Annotated in this window: 15 protein-coding genes and 1 tRNA gene; 5 read left to right on the plus strand and 11 right to left on the minus strand. The window is 68.1% G+C overall.

From position 1 onward, the window contains the following. Window positions 1-9: 9 nt before the first annotated feature. The 6 genes from BUA54_RS01500 to fabI all read right to left on the minus strand — a co-directional run bounded on the left by BUA54_RS01500 (window position 10) and on the right by fabI (window position 5,638). The gene (locus tag BUA54_RS01500) at window positions 10-1,854 is read right to left on the minus strand and encodes a peptidyl-prolyl cis-trans isomerase (RefSeq protein ID WP_072855434.1); all 1,845 of its coding nucleotides are present in this window, start codon (window positions 1,852-1,854) and stop codon (window positions 10-12) included. Between the two features lie 66 nt (window positions 1,855-1,920). Beyond that, window positions 1,921-3,096: an aminotransferase gene (locus tag BUA54_RS01505; RefSeq protein ID WP_072855435.1), complete on the minus strand. Its 1,176-nt coding sequence runs from the start codon at window positions 3,094-3,096 to the stop codon at window positions 1,921-1,923. Window positions 3,097-3,209: 113 nt separating this feature from the next. After that, window positions 3,210-3,686, minus strand: coding sequence for a DUF2127 domain-containing protein (locus BUA54_RS01510; RefSeq protein WP_072855436.1), 477 nt, complete (start codon window positions 3,684-3,686; stop codon window positions 3,210-3,212). Window positions 3,687-3,690: 4 nt separating this feature from the next. Then, window positions 3,691-4,209: a xanthine phosphoribosyltransferase gene (gene gpt / locus BUA54_RS01515; protein ID WP_072855437.1), complete on the minus strand. Its 519-nt coding sequence runs from the start codon at window positions 4,207-4,209 to the stop codon at window positions 3,691-3,693. Window positions 4,210-4,220: 11 nt separating this feature from the next. After that, window positions 4,221-4,835 carry a LysE family translocator gene (locus BUA54_RS01520; protein WP_072855438.1) on the minus strand — a complete coding sequence of 205 codons (615 nt, stop codon included), beginning with the start codon at window positions 4,833-4,835 and terminating at the stop codon, window positions 4,221-4,223. Continuing rightward, window positions 4,832-5,638: an enoyl-ACP reductase FabI gene (gene fabI, locus BUA54_RS01525; RefSeq protein WP_072855439.1), complete on the minus strand. Its 807-nt coding sequence runs from the start codon at window positions 5,636-5,638 to the stop codon at window positions 4,832-4,834. The genes BUA54_RS01520 and fabI overlap by 4 nt, the downstream gene beginning before the upstream one ends. 139 nt (window positions 5,639-5,777) lie before the next feature. Here fabI and pdxH point away from each other — a divergent pair, with 139 nt between their 5' ends. From pdxH to BUA54_RS01545, 4 genes are all read left to right on the plus strand, one after another. Continuing rightward, entirely contained in the window at window positions 5,778-6,386 is a 609-nt protein-coding gene (gene pdxH, locus BUA54_RS01530) for a pyridoxamine 5'-phosphate oxidase (RefSeq protein ID WP_072855440.1), read from the plus strand. A 93-nt stretch (window positions 6,387-6,479) separates the two neighbouring features. Next, entirely contained in the window at window positions 6,480-7,004 is a 525-nt protein-coding gene (locus BUA54_RS01535; protein ID WP_072855441.1) for a cold-shock protein, read from the plus strand. After that, window positions 7,001-7,474, plus strand: coding sequence for a DUF192 domain-containing protein (locus BUA54_RS01540; RefSeq protein WP_072855442.1), 474 nt, complete (start codon window positions 7,001-7,003; stop codon window positions 7,472-7,474). Before BUA54_RS01535 ends, BUA54_RS01540 begins: the two co-directional genes overlap by 4 nt. Window positions 7,475-7,522: 48 nt before the next feature. Next, a tRNA-Pro gene (locus BUA54_RS01545) sits at window positions 7,523-7,599 on the plus strand. A gap of 65 nt (window positions 7,600-7,664) precedes the next feature. Here the strand turns inward: BUA54_RS01545 and BUA54_RS01550 are convergent. From BUA54_RS01550 to BUA54_RS01570, 5 genes are all read right to left on the minus strand, one after another. Beyond that, window positions 7,665-9,329: a Na/Pi cotransporter family protein gene (locus BUA54_RS01550; RefSeq protein ID WP_072855443.1), complete on the minus strand. Its 1,665-nt coding sequence runs from the start codon at window positions 9,327-9,329 to the stop codon at window positions 7,665-7,667. A 144-nt stretch (window positions 9,330-9,473) separates the two neighbouring features. After that, window positions 9,474-10,277 carry an inositol monophosphatase family protein gene (locus tag BUA54_RS01555; protein WP_072855444.1) on the minus strand — a complete coding sequence of 268 codons (804 nt, stop codon included), beginning with the start codon at window positions 10,275-10,277 and terminating at the stop codon, window positions 9,474-9,476. A gap of 8 nt (window positions 10,278-10,285) precedes the next feature. Next, entirely contained in the window at window positions 10,286-11,341 is a 1,056-nt protein-coding gene (locus BUA54_RS01560) for an ABC transporter ATP-binding protein (protein ID WP_072855445.1), read from the minus strand. Continuing rightward, window positions 11,338-13,533: an ABC transporter permease gene (locus BUA54_RS01565; RefSeq protein ID WP_084113994.1), complete on the minus strand. Its 2,196-nt coding sequence runs from the start codon at window positions 13,531-13,533 to the stop codon at window positions 11,338-11,340. Before BUA54_RS01565 ends, BUA54_RS01560 begins: the two co-directional genes overlap by 4 nt. A gap of 57 nt (window positions 13,534-13,590) precedes the next feature. Beyond that, entirely contained in the window at window positions 13,591-14,613 is a 1,023-nt protein-coding gene (locus tag BUA54_RS01570) for an ABC transporter substrate-binding protein (protein ID WP_072855446.1), read from the minus strand. A 178-nt stretch (window positions 14,614-14,791) separates the two neighbouring features. Here BUA54_RS01570 and BUA54_RS01575 point away from each other — a divergent pair, with 178 nt between their 5' ends. Continuing rightward, complete coding sequence (locus BUA54_RS01575; protein ID WP_245810538.1) at window positions 14,792-15,814, plus strand: LacI family DNA-binding transcriptional regulator; 1,023 nt, start codon at window positions 14,792-14,794, stop codon at window positions 15,812-15,814. The last annotated feature ends 9 nt before the right edge of the window (window positions 15,815-15,823 follow it).

Consider the following 15,823-nt stretch of genomic DNA (forward strand, 5'->3'; position numbering starts at 1 on the left):
GGCCGTCCTTTACTGAAGCTGGGCGTTGACCGCGTTCACCGCCGACTGGTCGATCACGACATCGGTGCGCGCGCGGATCGCCTCGGCGTAGGCGTCGAAGATGTCCTGTGCGATCCCGGCAGAGGCCTGCTGCGTGATGTCGGAGGCCTGTGCCGTCAGACGCTCCGACGACAGGTCTGCGGGGGTCACGGCGTTCAGGCGCACGATGATGGCGCCGGTCTCGGTCGGCAGGGCGCGGGTCTCTGCGGGCTGCATTTCGAACACGGTGGTCATGAAATCCTGCGGCGTGTCCGCGACGAAGCTGCCGCGGGTCAGGTTGTCGCTGACCGTGGGCGTCAGGCCGAGCGTGGTCAGATCCGTATCCGCGGCGACGGTGGCGGCGATCTCCTCGGCGCGGGCCAGCACGGCGGTCTTCTCGGCGGCGGCGCGCCAAGCGGCCTCCAGCCGGTCGCGGACCTGATCCAGCGGTTCGACCGCGGGCGGCGTCACGCTGTCCAGACGCAGGGCGAAGATGCCACCGTCGTCGAGGTTCACCAGCGTCGGGTAGGCGCCTTCCGTCGCGGCGGCGGCGGCGGTGCGGAACGCCTCGTAGGCGGCGGGCCCGTCGGTGCTGTCGGCGGTGAAGTCCATCGTCCCGAGTTCGAGGTCGGTGCGTTCCGCCAGATCGTCCAGCGTGGCGCCACCGGCGATCAGGTCGTTGATCGTCTCGGCGTCGGTCTGGATCACCCGGCGGGCCTGCGTGGTGGCCAGTTCATCGCGCAATTCCGGCGCGGCCTCCTCGAAGGACGTCTCCTCTGCCGCAAGGACGGCATTCACGCGAAAGAGTGCGGGGCCGAGGTCGCTGTCGAGCGGGCCGACGGTGTCGCCGGTGGCGGCGGCGAAGACGGGCTCGCCCGCCGCACCCAGATCGCCCACCGCGACGTCACCCAGATCGACGTCCGCCATCGCAAGGCCGCGCGCGCTGACGAGGTCGTCGAAGGTCGTGGCGCCGGCATCAAGTTCGGCCTTGGCAGCTGCCGCATCCTCTTCCGTCGCGAAGACGAGGCGTTCGACGAGACGGCGTTCCGGCTGGCGGAAGGTGTCGATGCGCTGGTCGTAAAGGTCCTGCACCTGCGCGTCGTCCACGGTGACCTTGTCGGCCAGCATGTCGGGCGTCAGCAGGGCGTAGGTGATCTTGCGCACTTCGGGGGCGGTGAACATGTCGGGGTTTTCGTCGTAGAAGGTCTTGAGGTCCGCATCCGTCGGGCCGGGCACCGGCGTGGTCAGCTGATCCGCCGTGACGGGAGCGGTGACGATGTTGCGCGTTTCGCCCAGAAAGGTCGCGATGGTGTCCGCATAGACCGGCGCCGCCGGGATGCCGCCGACCACGGCGCCCTGAAGCAGGGTGCGGGTCATGTCGTCGCGGATGCTGGTCTCGTAGTCCTTCTCCGTCAGGCCAACGCGGCGCAGCGCGCTGGCATAGGCCTCGCGGTCGAAGCTGCCGGACAGGGACTGGAAGGCGGGGTTGCGTAGCACCTCGTCGCGGACGCGGGCGTCACCGACGGACAGGCCCAGTTCCGCCGCCTCGTTGTCGAGGGTGCGCTGGGTGACGACCTGTGACAGCACGCTGCGGTCGAGGCCCATGGACTGTGCCTGCTGGAAGGTCACGCGGCTGCCGACCTGCGCCTCGATCGCGCGCAGCTGTTCGTTCAGGGCGTTCTGGTAGGACGCGATCGAGATGTCCTTCGATCCCGCCGTGCCGATCCGCTGGACGGAGCCGGAGAAGCCGCCGGTGCCGAACCCCAGCAGGCCGCCGACGATCAGGATCATCACGATCCAGACGGCGATCGGTGTGCGCTTTTTCTTGTCAGCCATGATCGGCAAGCCCCCCTGCGGTATGCGTCGCGCTTGCATAAGAGGGCCGTGCCCCGCGTGCAAGGGTCAGGGGGCAAAGGCCGCCAGACGTGCGAACAATTCGACGATCCCGGCGCGGTCGATGTTGGCGAAGGCGATCCGCAGTTCGCGCCGGCCTGCGGGGTCCGCGGCGGGGCGGAACATGGTGCCGGGCAGGCACAGGATGCCGGCCCCGGCGACGAGCGCCTGCGCCAGCCGGTCCGACGGTAGCTCGAAAGGGTGTTCCAGATAGGCGAAATAGGCGCCACAGCCCGCCAGCCGCCAGCCCCGTTCGGCGAGTTGCGGGAAATGATCGGTGATCGCGGCGCGGCGGTCGAGGATCTCGGCCCGTTCGCCCGCCAGCCACCGGTCGAGGTTGCGCATGCCCCAGAGGGCGGCGCGCTGGCCCAGCTGATTGGGACAGATCGCGACGGTGTCGAGGAACTTCTCGACCTCGGCCAGACGCGCAGGACTGCCGGTGATCGCACCGACGCGGTGGCCGGTCAGACGGTAGGCCTTGGAAAAGGAGTAGAGCTGGATCAGCGTGTCGTCCCAGCCGGGATCGGTGAAGAGATCGTGCGCCGCACCGGTCCGGCTGTCGAAATCGCGGTAGGTCTCGTCGAGGATCAGGGCGATGCCGCGGCTGCGGCACAGGTCGCGAAAGGCCGAGAGGGTGGCGGCCGGGTATTCCACGCCGCCCGGATTGTTGGGGCTGACGAGGGCGATGGCGCGGGTGCGGTCGGTGATCAGCGCGGCAGCGGCGTCCGCATTCGGGATCAGGCCGGGGCCGGTCGGCAGCGGCACCGTGGCGACGCCGGACATGTCGAGCCACATGGCGTGGTTGAAGTAGTAGGGCACCGGCAGGATCACCTCGTCCCCTTCGCCGCACAGCGTCGCGATGGCGGCGGCGAAGGCCTGATTGCAGCCCGAGGTGATCGCGACCTGATCCGGCCCGACGTGGCCACCATAGGATTGCGACCAGCGGTCGGCGATGGCGGCGCGCAGGTCCGGCAGGCCCAGGACCGGGCCGTAGAGGTGCGCCGCGGGGTCGGTCAGCACGATCTGCGCCATCGCCTCCAGCATCGGGGCGGGGGGCGCGTCGACGGGGGCGGCCTGAGAGACGTTCAGCAAGGGCCGGTCAACGGGATGCGTGACGCCGTCGAGCCAGCGCCGCGCCTCCATCACGGGCGGGGCGAAGGTGGTGGCGGTGCGGGGGATGCTCATGATCTGTCCTTTGGGCCGGAGCCTCCGGCGGAAGTACTTTCAAAAAAGCGAGGACGACAGGACGCCGCTGTCCGGCTGCCACGTTACCGATGCGCCTGCCGAGGGCAAGGGCATCACGGCCGCCGCGTCAGGCGGTGTTCGAGGATGACGATCGTGATGACGCAGACGTCGATGGCGGTCAGGACCAGCAGGGCGGGGTCGAAGGTGTGCAGCCATTCCCACGTCTGATAGGCCACGAAGGCCATCAGGGTCGCCAGCGAGAAGGGGTAGGCGATCCGCGACTTCATCAGCAGGGCGGTCACGACGATGACGTGGATGGCGCCGTGACCCAAGAGGTAGACGATGTAGAAGTGCTCTCCTGCCGGGTTGAGGGTGGTGGCCCAGTGCATGATGGCGCGGGCGATGCGGTCCGTCGGATCGCGGACCAGTTCGCTGCCCGTCAGCGCCGCCGCGGTCGCGCGGATCGTGTCGCCCGGCATGACCAGCAGGAACAGGCCGCCGGTGATCTGCAGGATGGCCAGCGCCGCCTTGCCCAGCAGCGACAGGCGGAAGGCCCATTCGATCTGCCGGTCGCGCCGGGGCGATGGCACGGTGTCAGTCCCTGCCGCGGTAGGGCTCGACATATTGCAGGGCCATGTCCCAGGGGAAGAAGATCCAGGTATCCTGGCTGACCTCGGTGATGAAGGTGTCGACCTGCGGGCGGCCCTTGGGCTTGGCGTAGACCGTCGCGAAATGGGCCTGCGGGTAAAGGGCGCGGACGACCTCTAGCGTGCGGCCGGAATCGACGAGGTCATCGACGATCAGGATGCCGGTGCCGTCGCCCATGATCGCGGCGTCGGGCGATTTCAGGACCTTGGCGTCCGACTGCTGCTGGTGGTCGTAGGATTTGATGCTGATCGTGTCCACGGTGCGGATGTCGAGCTCTCGCGCCACGATCATCGCGGGCGCCATGCCGCCGCGGGTGATCGCCACGACCGCGCGCCAGCCGCCGTCGTCGGGGCCATGGCCGTCCAGCCGCCAGGCCAGCGCGCGACTGTCGCGGTGGATCTGGTCCCAGCTGATGTGAAAGCCCTTTTCGTGGGGGAGGCGGCTGGGGTCTTTGGCGATTGGCATGGCAGTGTCCTTCAGGTCAGGGCGATCTTGGCGCCCAGCAGGGCGAGGAGGGTACCGAAGCCGCGGTCGATCCACGCCTTGGCCCGCGCATAGGCGGCACGCGGGCGCGGCAGGGAAAAGACGCGGGCGACGACGAGATACCACAGTGTCTCGTTCACGAAGACGGCGGCGAGAATCGCGGCCTTCCACGCGAGCGGCGTGCCCGCGGGGATCAGGTTCACGAAGACCGCGCCGAAGAAGACGGCCGGTTTGGGGTTGCTGGCGAAGGTGAGGAAGCCGAACCGGATCGCCTGACCGGCAGAGCGCGGCGCCGCTTCCGTGTCGGGGCGGGCCATCGGCCGGGCGGCGTGGCGCCACATCTGTACCGCAAGGTAGATCAGGAAGGCGGCGCCGATGACCTTCAGCGCGACGAAAACGGGCGGCAGCACCTCGAACACCAGCGCCAGCCCGGCCATCGCCGCCGTCGCCCAGAGCAGGGCACCGCAGCCGAAGCCGAGCGCCAGCGCTGCGGCCACGCGAAAGCCTTCGGCCGCTGCGACCCGCAGGGCCACGACGAAGGACGGCCCCGGCGAGATCGCTGCCGCGAGGTGGATCAGCACGACCGTCGCGAAGGCCGCCAGCGTCATTCCTTGGTCACGTCCGGGGCATCGACGGCCTTCATGCCGACGACGTGGTAGCCCGCGTCGACGTGCAGCACCTCGCCGGTCACGGCGGACCCGAGGTCGGACAGCAGGTAGAGCGCGGATTTGCCCACCTCCTCCTGCGTGACGGTGCGGCGCAGGGGGGCGTTGTATTCGTTCCACTTCATGATCAGGCGGAAGTCGCCGATGCCTGACGCGGCGAGCGTCTTGATCGTGCCTGCGGAAATGGCGTTCACGCGGATGCCGTCCTTGCCCAGATCCTCGGCCATGTAGCGGACGGAAGCTTCCAGTGCCGCCTTGGCGACGCCCATGACGTTGTAGTGCGGCATGACCTTTTCGGCACCGTAGTAAGTCAGCGTCAGGGCCGATCCGCCCTCGGTCATCATCGCGGCCGCGCGTTTCACGACGGCGGTAAAGGAGAAGACGGAGATGTCCATCGAGGTCAGGAAGTTCTGGCGCGAGGTGTCGACGTAGCGGCCGCGCAGCTCGTTCTTGTCGGAGAAGCCGATGGCGTGGACGATGAAGTCCATCGTGCCCCACTCCGCCTTGAGGCTGTCGAAGAGCGCATCGATCGACGCCTCGTCGCCCACGTCGCAGGGCAGGACCAGCGCGGACCCGAGCGAGGCGGCGAGCGGATCGACCCGTTTCTTCAGCGCATCGCCCTGGTAGGAAAAGGCAAGTTCCGCGCCTGCGTCGGACAGCGCCCGCGCAATCCCCCATGCAATCGATTTGTCGTTCGCCAGCCCCATGATGAGCCCGCGTTTTCCTGCCATCAATTGCGACGTCATCCTGATCTGTCCTTGGGGTAAGCAACGGAGTTGCTGCCGGGTTTAGGCGATGAGCCGCCCTGCTTCAAGCGCCGGCGCACCGACACGGCCTTGTGAGCGGTCGATGCCTCCCTTAGAAGATCGAAATGAAGGCGGGACCATGAACGACAGAGACGGCATCTTCGCGGGCGACGACCCTTTCGTGCTGGCACGGGACTGGCTGGACCATGCCCGCCGGACCGAGGTGAACGATCCGGACGCGGTCGCCCTTGCCACGGTCGACCCGGACGGCATGCCCAACGTGCGGATCGTCCTGCTGCGCCGGATCGAGGACGCGGCCTTCGTCTTCTTCACCAACTACGACAGCGCCAAGGGGCGCGAGATCGCGACCTCCGGCAAGGCGGCTTTCGTCATGCACTGGAAGTCCCTGCGCCGCCAGATCAGGGTGCGCGGCACCGTCACGCGCGAGGACGGGCCGCAGGCGGATGCCTATTACGCGGGACGCGCGCTCGACAGCCGCCTCGGGGCGTGGGCCTCGGCACAGTCCAATCCGTTGGCCAACCGTGCCGTTCTGATGGACAAATTGGAGAAGATGCGCCAGACTTTCGGGGACGCGCCGGATCGTCCCCCGTTCTGGGGTGGTTTCAGGATCGTGCCGGAGGCCGTCGAATTCTGGGCGGATGGCCCCAACCGGCTGCACGACCGATTTCGATGGACCCGGGGCGCGGGCACGACCGGCGGGTGGGACATCACCCGACTGTCGCCGTGACATACGCCGCCGGGGCCGGGGCGATCCGGCCGCGACCGACAAACGAGGGGGCCGCCCGCTTGCGTCGGCCCCCGCAGGAGCGAGATTGAAGACATGGACTCCGACGATTCCACCAGTACGGTGACCGGTCAGGTCAAGTGGTTCGATCCCGCCAAGGGGTTCGGATTCGTCCTGCGCGATGGCGGCGGGCCGGATGTGCTGCTGCACGCCAATGTCCTGCGCAACTTCGGTCAGGGGTCCGTGGCAGAGGGCGCGCGGGTCGAGATGTCCGTCGTCAGCACGCCCCGCGGGTCGCAAGCCGACCGCATCCTGTCGATCAGCCCGCCGGACCATGTGAACCTCGTGCCACTGGCCGACATGGAGGACGTGACCGCCGAGGATATCGCCCGCTGCCCGCTGGAACCGGCGCGCATCAAGTGGTTCGACAAGTCCAAGGGCTTCGGTTTCGCAAACGTGTTTGGCCAGTCCGACGACATCTTCGTACATATCGAGGTGTTGCGGCGGAGCGGTTTCGCCGACCTCGCCACCGGCGAGGCGGTCAGCCTGCGCGTGATGCAGGGACGCCGCGGGCGCATGGCGATCGAGGTGATGTCATGGGATTCGGGATTGAAGGCATGAGAGCAATGATTGCGGCGGCGCTTGTCTGCGGCGGGTTGACGACCGGTGGCATGGCGCGGGCGGGTTGTGCCGCCGATGCGGTGACGCTGAAGGGCGACTTCGGTCAGGCCCGCTTTGCCGTCGCTGTGGCCGACGATGCCGCGGGCCGGGCCAAGGGGCTGATGAACGTGCCGGAGATGCCGACAATGACGGGCATGCTTTTCGTCTACGAGGAACCGCAGGTCGCGAGCTTCTGGATGCGCAACACGCTGATCCCGCTCGACATGATCTTCGCGGACGAGACGGGGGTGGTTCAGTCGGTCCACGCCAAGGCCGTGCCGCTGGACGAGACGCCGATCTTCGGCGGCGAGGCGATCAAGTACGTGCTCGAGATCAACGGCGGCCTTGCGGGGCGGCTGGGCATCGCGCCCGGCGCCGTGATGCAGCACCCGGCGATCGGCCCGGATCCGGCGCTGCCCTGCACCGACTGATTTTGTGCTTTCCAACCGGCCGCAGGCTCGCTATGGCTGCGCTTGGTTCGGGGCGTAGCGCAGCCTGGTAGCGCATCTGTTTTGGGAACAGAGGGTCGTAGGTTCGAATCCTATCGCCCCGACCAGTTACCTTAAAGATCGATAGGATGAAGGTTCGCGCCGGTTCGGCACTGGCCGTCGCCGTAACGCATCAGACCTTCTCGGCGAGGCGGCTTTCGAGCAGATCGCCGGATTCCGTCAGGATCGGGTGGGCGACCATCGAAAAGGCCGTGTTCACGAATTTCAGGGCGCGCAGCGTTTCCTGGTGGATGTTGCTGGTCTCGATGCTGTCGGCACGACCGTCTTGCAGACGGCGCAGGTGCTGGCGCTGCAGGTTCTGTTCGATGGTCCGCACCTTCTCCTTCTGCGCGACGAGTTCGCGCGCTTCGGCGGGGTTCGAGGTCATCATCACGCTTAGCGCCAGTTGCACGTTGGCCTGCACGCGGTCATGAAAGCTGCCGATTTCGGCCGAGCCCTGCTCCGAGAACGACAGCCCCTCCGCGTTTAGCCGGCGAGCCAGATGCACCATGTTTCTGGCGATCATGTCCGCCGCACCCTCGATGTTCACGGCGACGGTGGACAGGTGCAGCGACCGGTCGGCCGCCGCCTTGTGAAGGTCGGTGCGGTGCAGTTGCGCCAGATAGAGCTTCAGGTCGAAATGCATGGACCGGACCGCGGCGGCCTGCTTCGTGATCCGGTCGGCGGTGTCCTTGTCCCATGCGTGATAGATCGCCTCGCTCGATCGTAGCATCGTCTCGGTGATCTCGCCCATGTGCATGATTTCCCGCGCCGCACAGGACAGCGCGCGGTCGGGGTGGGCCAGTGCGGCGGGGTCGAGCGCCGTCATGGGGCCATCGGGGGCGGCCGGGTCCGGGCGCCGGGGCATCGCGGCCTCGGCCGTGCGCATGACGGGCGACAGCAGGGGCAGGGCGACGAGGGCCACGACGAGGTTGAACGCGAGGTGCAGGTTGATGACGACCGCGGCCTCCGTCGCGCCAAGCCAGGCCAGTGACGGCTGCGCCAGCGTCAGGCTGGACAGCGCCAGCGCCGCGCCGCCGCCCCGGATCGCGAGGTTCGACACCACGATGCGCCGCGCCTCGACCGGGGCGGCATAGGTCAGCAGGTAGGCGATCAATGAGCCGCCGAGGTTGGCGCCCAGCACCATCGCCACGGCCGCCGACTGCGGCAGCAGGCCCTGCGCCACCAGCGTCACGAACAGCAGCACCGCGGCGACACTGGAATGCACCACCCAGGCGAAGCCCGCGCCAATCAGGAAAGCGGTCAGGATGTCGCGGCCCAGATACTGCATCACCGCCGCCGCCCCGGCGCTGTCGACCAGCGGCGCGGTCGCGGCCCGGATCATGTCCAGCGACAGAAAGATCAGCGCGAGCCCGATCAGGATGCGCCCGGTCTGCCGCAGGCGCTGGCTTGGACTGCGCATGAAAAGGCCGACACCGGCCAGCAGCAGAAGGGGTTCCAGCGCCGACAGCCGGACCAGCAGGATCTTGGCCACGACCGCAGATCCGATGTCGGCGCCCAGCAGGATCGCCAGCCCGACCGCCGCCGCCACCGCGCCCGAGGCCACGAAGCCGGTGACCAGAATGGCCACGGCGGTCGAGCTTTGGAGCAGGATGGCCGAAGCGACGCCCGTTCCGGCGGCGAGCAGGCGGCTGCGTACCGACCGGCGCAGCCATTGCCGCAACTCCACGACGAAGGCCCGTTCCACACCGGTGCGGACGAGGCGCACCGACCAGATCAGCAGCGCCGCGGCGCCGGCGATACGGACGATGAACAGCACGAGGTTCGGGTCTTGCATGGTCGCTTTCTACGGCACGGCGCCGACACAGGATCTTGGGGTCGCATGACGGCCTTGGTAGAGACTATTCCCAACGGCGAAACACGCAAGGCCGTGCCACGGGACGGATCGGCGTCCGGGCGCCCGGTCCCGCCGCCCGCCGGATCAGACCTCCCAATAGGCCAGATCGTCGAGGCGTGTCAGGCGCAGGATCTCGTCATAGGTGCCGGGCCGCGCGCCGGCGACGGGGGCGGGCAGGGTGATCCGGTCGTCGAGGGGAAAGGCGAGGACCTGCCCGCCCGCCTGCTCGATCAGGCAATAGGCGGCCATGCAGTCCCATGCGCTCATCCGCGGTTCAAGGTAGCCCACCAGACGACCCGCCGCGACCCATGCCAGCATCAGCGCCCCCGATCCATAGCGGGTCCAGCTGGCCCCGGCGGCCATCAGGTCCGCCAGCATGGTGCCGACCTTGTCCGCCGCAACGCGGTCGTTTGCCCCGATGCCCAGCAGGCCCGTCGTCAGGTCCAGTGTCGGGGCCACCCGCACCGGCGCGCCGTTCAGCCGGGTGGGCACGCCGCGGGCGGCGGTGAAGGTCTCGCCCAGCACGGGTGCGACGATCACGCCGATCACCGGGCCGTCCGCATCGCAGGCCCCGATCGAAACGCACCATCCGGGCAAGCCCGCAAGGAACGGCGCCGTGCCGTCGATGGGGTCGATCACCCAGGTCAGGCCGGAGGTGCCGGCGCTTATCCCGTGCTCTTCGCCCAGAAGGGCATCATCGGGAAAGGCGGCGGACAGGGCGTCGCGGATCAGGGTCTCGACCTCTCGGTCGGCTTCCGACACCATGTCCTGCAGGGTGCGCTTGGCCTCTACATGCAGGGTGTCGCGGTCGTGGAAATAGCGGAGAGCGAGCGCCCCCGCGCGGGTGGCGATCTGGGTGGCGACGGTCAGGCGGTGGGTCAGGTCCATGGTGTCTTTCAGGCGATGAGGGCGAGGCCGCGCGGGCGAAAGCCGAGCGAGACGGGCGTTCCGGGCCGGAGGGGCGCATGCCCTTCGGCGTCGATGGCGAAAAGCAGGCCGACATCGGTTTCGATCTCGTATTCCAGATGATCGCCAAGGTAGGCGGAAGAGACGATTTTGCCGCCGAAGGGCCCGTTGCCTTCCTGCAGGGTGATCGCATTGGCCCGGACGGAGAGCTGTGCGGGGCCGGGGGCCGCGTCACGCGCCGGGACGGTCTGCGTCAGCCCGCCGACCCGGACGGTCGCCATCCCGTCCGCGACGCGGTCGACCTCGCAAGGGACGACGTTCGCCTCGCCGATGAAGTCGGCGATGAAATCCGATGCGGGCTGCTCGTAGAGGGCGCGCGGCGTGCCTTCCTGCGCGATGCGGCCGTCCTGCATGACGACGATCCGGTCGGAGACGGCCAGCGCCTCCTCCTGATCGTGGGTGACGTAGACGGCGGTGAAGCCAAGCCGCTGCTGCAGGTCCCGGATCTCGGTCCGGACCCGGCGGCGCAGGCGGGCGTCGAGGTTCGACAGCGGCTCGTCCAGCAGCAGGACCTGCGGTTCCAGCACCAGCGCGCGGGCGACGGCGACCCGCTGCTGCTGCCCGCCGGACAGTTCCGAGGGCAGCCGTTCGCCCATCCCGTCGAGACCGACGAGGCCAAGGCCCCGGTCCGCCGCATCCCGTGCCGGCCCCGCCTTCATGCCACCCGATTCAAGGCCATAGGCCACGTTCTGTGCTATGGTCATGTGGGGGAAGAGCGCGTAGGACTGGAACACCATCGACACGTCGCGCCGGTTGGCGGGCAGGCGGGTCACGTCCTCTCCGCCGATCAGGATGCGCCCCGCAGACGGGCTTTCGAGCCCGGCGAGCATCCGCAGCGTCGTCGTCTTGCCGCAGCCCGACGGCCCCAGCAGCGTCACCAGTTCGCCCGGTTCGATCCGCAGCGTGAGATCGGGGATCGCGGTGAAGCCGCCGAAGTCCTTGCGCACGTGCTCGAATGCGACGGCGCCGCGTCTGGGGGATGTCATGCCTGCACCTCTTTCGGTCGTTTCTGGACGGCGGGCTCAATCTGGCGCCGCAGGCGGCGTTCGCCGACCAGCAGCTGGAATGTCCCGATCACGGCGATCATCACGACGATCAGGACAGAGGAATAGGCGATCGCGATGCCGTATTCGCCGTTTTCGACCAGACCCACGATATAGGCCGTCGCCATGTTGTATTTCGCCGAGACGAGGAAGATCACGGCAGAGATCGAGGTGATCGCCCGCACGAAGGAATAGACCAGTGCCGCGAGGATCGCGGGGCGCAGCAGCGGCAGGATCACCCGGCGCAGGGTGCGCGGGCTGGACGCGCCGAGGGTCAGCGACGCCTCGTCGAGCGAGGCATCCAGCTGCGCCATCGCCGCGACGCCGCCGCGCACGCCGACGGGCATGTTGCGGAAGACGAAGCAGAAGATCAGGATCATCGCCGTGCCGGTCATCTGCACGGGCGGCAGGTTGAAGGCCATGATGTAGCTGATGCCGATGACCGTGCCGGGGATGGCAAAGCTCATCATCAGGGCGAATTCGAAGATGCCGCGCCCGGGGAACCTTTGCCGCACGATCAGCCAAGCCGTCAGCAGCCCCACGGCCGCCGTCAGCGGTGCCGCGATCAGCGCGATCTTCATCGTGGTCCAGAAGCTGTTCCACGCCACACCGGTCCAGACGAACCCGCCTTGCCAACCGACCGAGAAGGCACGGGTGTAGTGTTCCAGCGTCAGGGTGTGGTCGAGGCCCCAGATCTTCACGAAGCCGCCGAACAGGATCAGCCCGTAGACGAAGACGGTGAAGGCGGCCCAGAGGAACACCACGACGGTCACCGGCCACGCAACACGGCGGGGCAGGGCGGCGTGACGGCCGCCGTCGCCCTTGCCCGACACGGTGGCAAAGTTGCGCCGCCCCAGCCACAGCCGCTGCGCAAGGAAAGCCGACAGGGTGAAGCCCAGCAGCACCGTCGCCAGCACGGCAGCGCGGGCGGGGTCGTGCTGGGCGCCGACGACGGCGAAGAAGATCTCGGTCGACAGCACGCCGCCGTTGCCGCCCAGCACAAGCGGGTTGCCGAAGTCGGCCATCGACTCGATGAAGCTGATCAGGAAGGCGTTGGCGATCCCCGGCGCCATCAACGGCAGCGACACGCGGCGGAATGTCCGCCAGCGCGACGCGCGCATGGTCTGGCTCGCCTCTTCCATCGACGGGCTGACGCCTTCGACCACGCCGATCAGCACGAGGAAGGAGATCGGCGTGAAGGACAGCATCTGCGCGATCCAGATGCCGGTCAGACCATAGAGCCAGCGGCCCAGCTCCCACCCCGTCACATCCTCGATGAACTGCGTGACGAAGCCGGCGCGGCCCAGCATCAGCGTCAGGGCGAGGCCGATGACGAAGGGCGGCGTGATGATCGGCAGCACCGTCAGCAGCCGCAGCCCGGTCTTGAACGGCACCCGCATCCGCGTCGCCACCAGTGCAAAGGCCAGCCCGAGCAGCGTCGTGCCGGTCGCCGTGGACAACGCCAGAAAGAACGTCCGCCACGCCACGCCGCAGCCGCCCGATCCGAAAAGGCAGCGCAGGCTCCAGATCTTGGGGTCGCCGATGTTGCGGGCGACACCTGCGGAGGTGAACGAGCCGTCGAAGTCCTGAAACGCGCCGGTGAACATCGACACCAGCGGATAGAAGACGAAGAGCGCCACCAAGCCGATCAGCAGGGTGATCGACCCCAGCACGAAGGCATCGCCCTTCAGCGCCCCGCGCTCTGCCAGACCGTAGGCGATGAGCCCGGCGAAGCAGAGCAGGATCCCGATGGCCCCGGCGCCGAAGGCCTGCTGACCTCCGACGTCTCCCAAAGCCTTCAGTGCGGCCCAGTTCCAGCCGCGCAGGCCGACGGACAGTCCCTGCGTCATCATCCACGCGATGCCGGCTGCCCCAAGGATTGCCAGCCAGCCACCCCGCCGCGCGGGTGGCAGGGTCAGCCGCAGCAGCGCGGCGGCCAGAAGCATCACCGGCACTGGCCAGAGCCACCACTGACCCAGTTGTGCGACCCCGGGCCAGACGCGGGCGTCGGTCAGGTAATCGCCGACCCATCCAAGGCCGAAAAACCCGCTGCGCAGGCGATACCACGGCAGGATGACGAAAGAGATCAGGGCGGCCAGCAGCAGCAGGTCCAGCCGGCGGTTGTCGCGGATCATCGGATGGTCTTTCGCGGAAGGGTCGAAGAGGGCGCGAGCGCCCTCTCCATTCAGGCCTTACTCGGTCGCGGCGCCGCCCACGTCGGCATCCCACCGCGCCAGCAGGGCAGAGCGCCGTTCGGCGCCGCCGTATTCGGCAAAGTCGTAGTCGATCAGCTTGATCGTCGACAGGTCGGGCGCGGCCTCGGGGGCCTTGGCGTTCTTGTTGGACGGGATCTGGTACGATCCGGCCTCCGGCATGATCGACTGGACGTCGGCGCCCAGCACCCAGTCGTAGAAGACCTTGGCCTCGTCCGGGTTCTGCGCGCCCTCGATCATCGACATCGACCCGATCTCGTATCCGGTGCCCTCGCAGGGGGCGACGACGGCGATGGGGAAACCTTCCTCGGCCTGCGCGACGGCGTCATGCATGAACACGATGCCCAGCCCCGTCTCGCCGCGCGCCGCAGCCTTGACCGGGGCAGAGCCCGACTTGGTGTATTGCGACACGTTGTCGTTCAGCTTCTTCAGGTAGTCGAAGGCCTCGTCCTCGCCCATCAGCTGCACAAGCGTCGCCAGCGTGGTGTAGGCCGTGCCGGAAGAGTTGGGGTCGGCGATCTGGATCTCGCCCTTCAGGCCGGGGTCCAGCAGGTCTGCCCAGCAGGCGGGGGGTGTGATGCCCTTCTTCTCGAAGATCTCGATATTGTAGCCCCAGCCGAGCGCGCCGGAATAGACGCCGACCGTGCGGTAGCCTGACGTTTCGGCCTGGCTGACGGCCCAGGGTTGCAGTTCGTCCAGCATCGGCGACTTGTATTCGGCGGTCAGCCCGTCGGCGGCGGCCTGCAGGTGTGGGTCTCCGGTGCCGCCCCACCACAGGTCGGTCTGCGGGTTGCGACCTTCGGCCCGGATCTTGGCATAGGCCTCTCCGGACGACAGCCGCACCATGTTCACGTCGATGTCGTGACTGCCTTCGAAATCCGCGACCAGCCGCTCGCAGATCACCACGTCCGCCGAACAGATCAGGTTCAGCTCTGCCGCCGCGGCCCCGGTGGCCATGGTCGCCACGATACTGCCCAGAAGAGCGATCTTCATCTTGGTCATCTTGGGTCTCCTCCCTTGGTCCGTGCGACGCCTCCCCGACATTGCACGCCTGTGCATCAGGTTCCGTGCAAAGGCGCCTTTCTGTCAAGGCAAACTTTTCATCCTTATCCAGATATGCCTATATGGCGTATCAAGAGATTTGCACCGCTGTGCAGTTTGGCGCAGAATGGATGTGAGGATGGGGGCTGAGATGTTGCAGAAGGGCGCCGTCAGCGCGCGCGACGTGGCGCTGGCGGCGGGCGTGTCCCGCACCGCCGTCAGCCGGACATTCACGCCGGGCGCCAGCGTATCGCCCGCGACCCGCGCCAAGGTCATCGCCGCGGCCGATGCCCTTGGCTATCACGTCAACAACCTTGCCCGTGGCCTGACCCGCGCCGAAAGCGGCATCGTCGCGCTGATCGTGGCAGAGCTCGACACGCCCTACCGGTCGCGCCTCGTCAGCGCCCTGACCGACCGGCTGCAGACCGCGGGCAAGGTCGCGATGATGATCAACACGGACCGGTCCGACGCCAGCGTCGAGGCGGCGTTGAAACAGGCGATCGGGTATCGCACGGATGCGGCAATCGTGCTGTCGGGCATGCCCGACCGCGCGCTGGCCGACATGTGCCTGCGCAACGGCCTGCGCCTTGTGCTGATCAACCGGGACGAGGCCTGGCCCGGCACGATCCGCGTGCGTCTGGATGACGAGGAGGCCGGCGCGCGCGCCGCGCGGACCCTGCTGCGCGTCGGATCCGAGCGGCCGGCGCTGGCAAGCTCTGCCTCCGCCACCGCCAGCCTCGCGGCGCGCGCGAAGGGGTTCCGCGCCGTACTCGCGGCGGAAGGCGTGGTGCCGATAGAGGCCGTCTTCGGCGCCACGTCCTACGAGACCGGCCTTGCGCTTGGCACCGACCTGTTCAGCCGCGAGGCCCGCCCCGACGGCATCTTCTGCGTGACGGACCTTCTGGCCTGCGGTGTGATCGACGCGGCCCGCCATCGTTTCAACCTGCGAGTGCCGGATGACCTGTCGGTCATCGGTTTCGACGATATCCCGCAGGCGGGGTGGGAGGCTTATGGCATGACGACGTTCCGCCAGCCCGTCACCGCCATCGCCGAGGCCTGCGTCGCCTGGCTGTCTGGTCCCGCCGCCGGTACCGAGGCCGAGACGGTCAGGCTGTCGGCAGAGATGGTCTGGCGAAGCTCGGTCGCGGCTTCGGGGCGATAGCCTAGACTG

It is taken from the genome of Loktanella atrilutea (assembly GCF_900128995.1).
In the GTDB taxonomy this organism is placed as follows: domain Bacteria; phylum Pseudomonadota; class Alphaproteobacteria; order Rhodobacterales; family Rhodobacteraceae; genus Loktanella; species Loktanella atrilutea.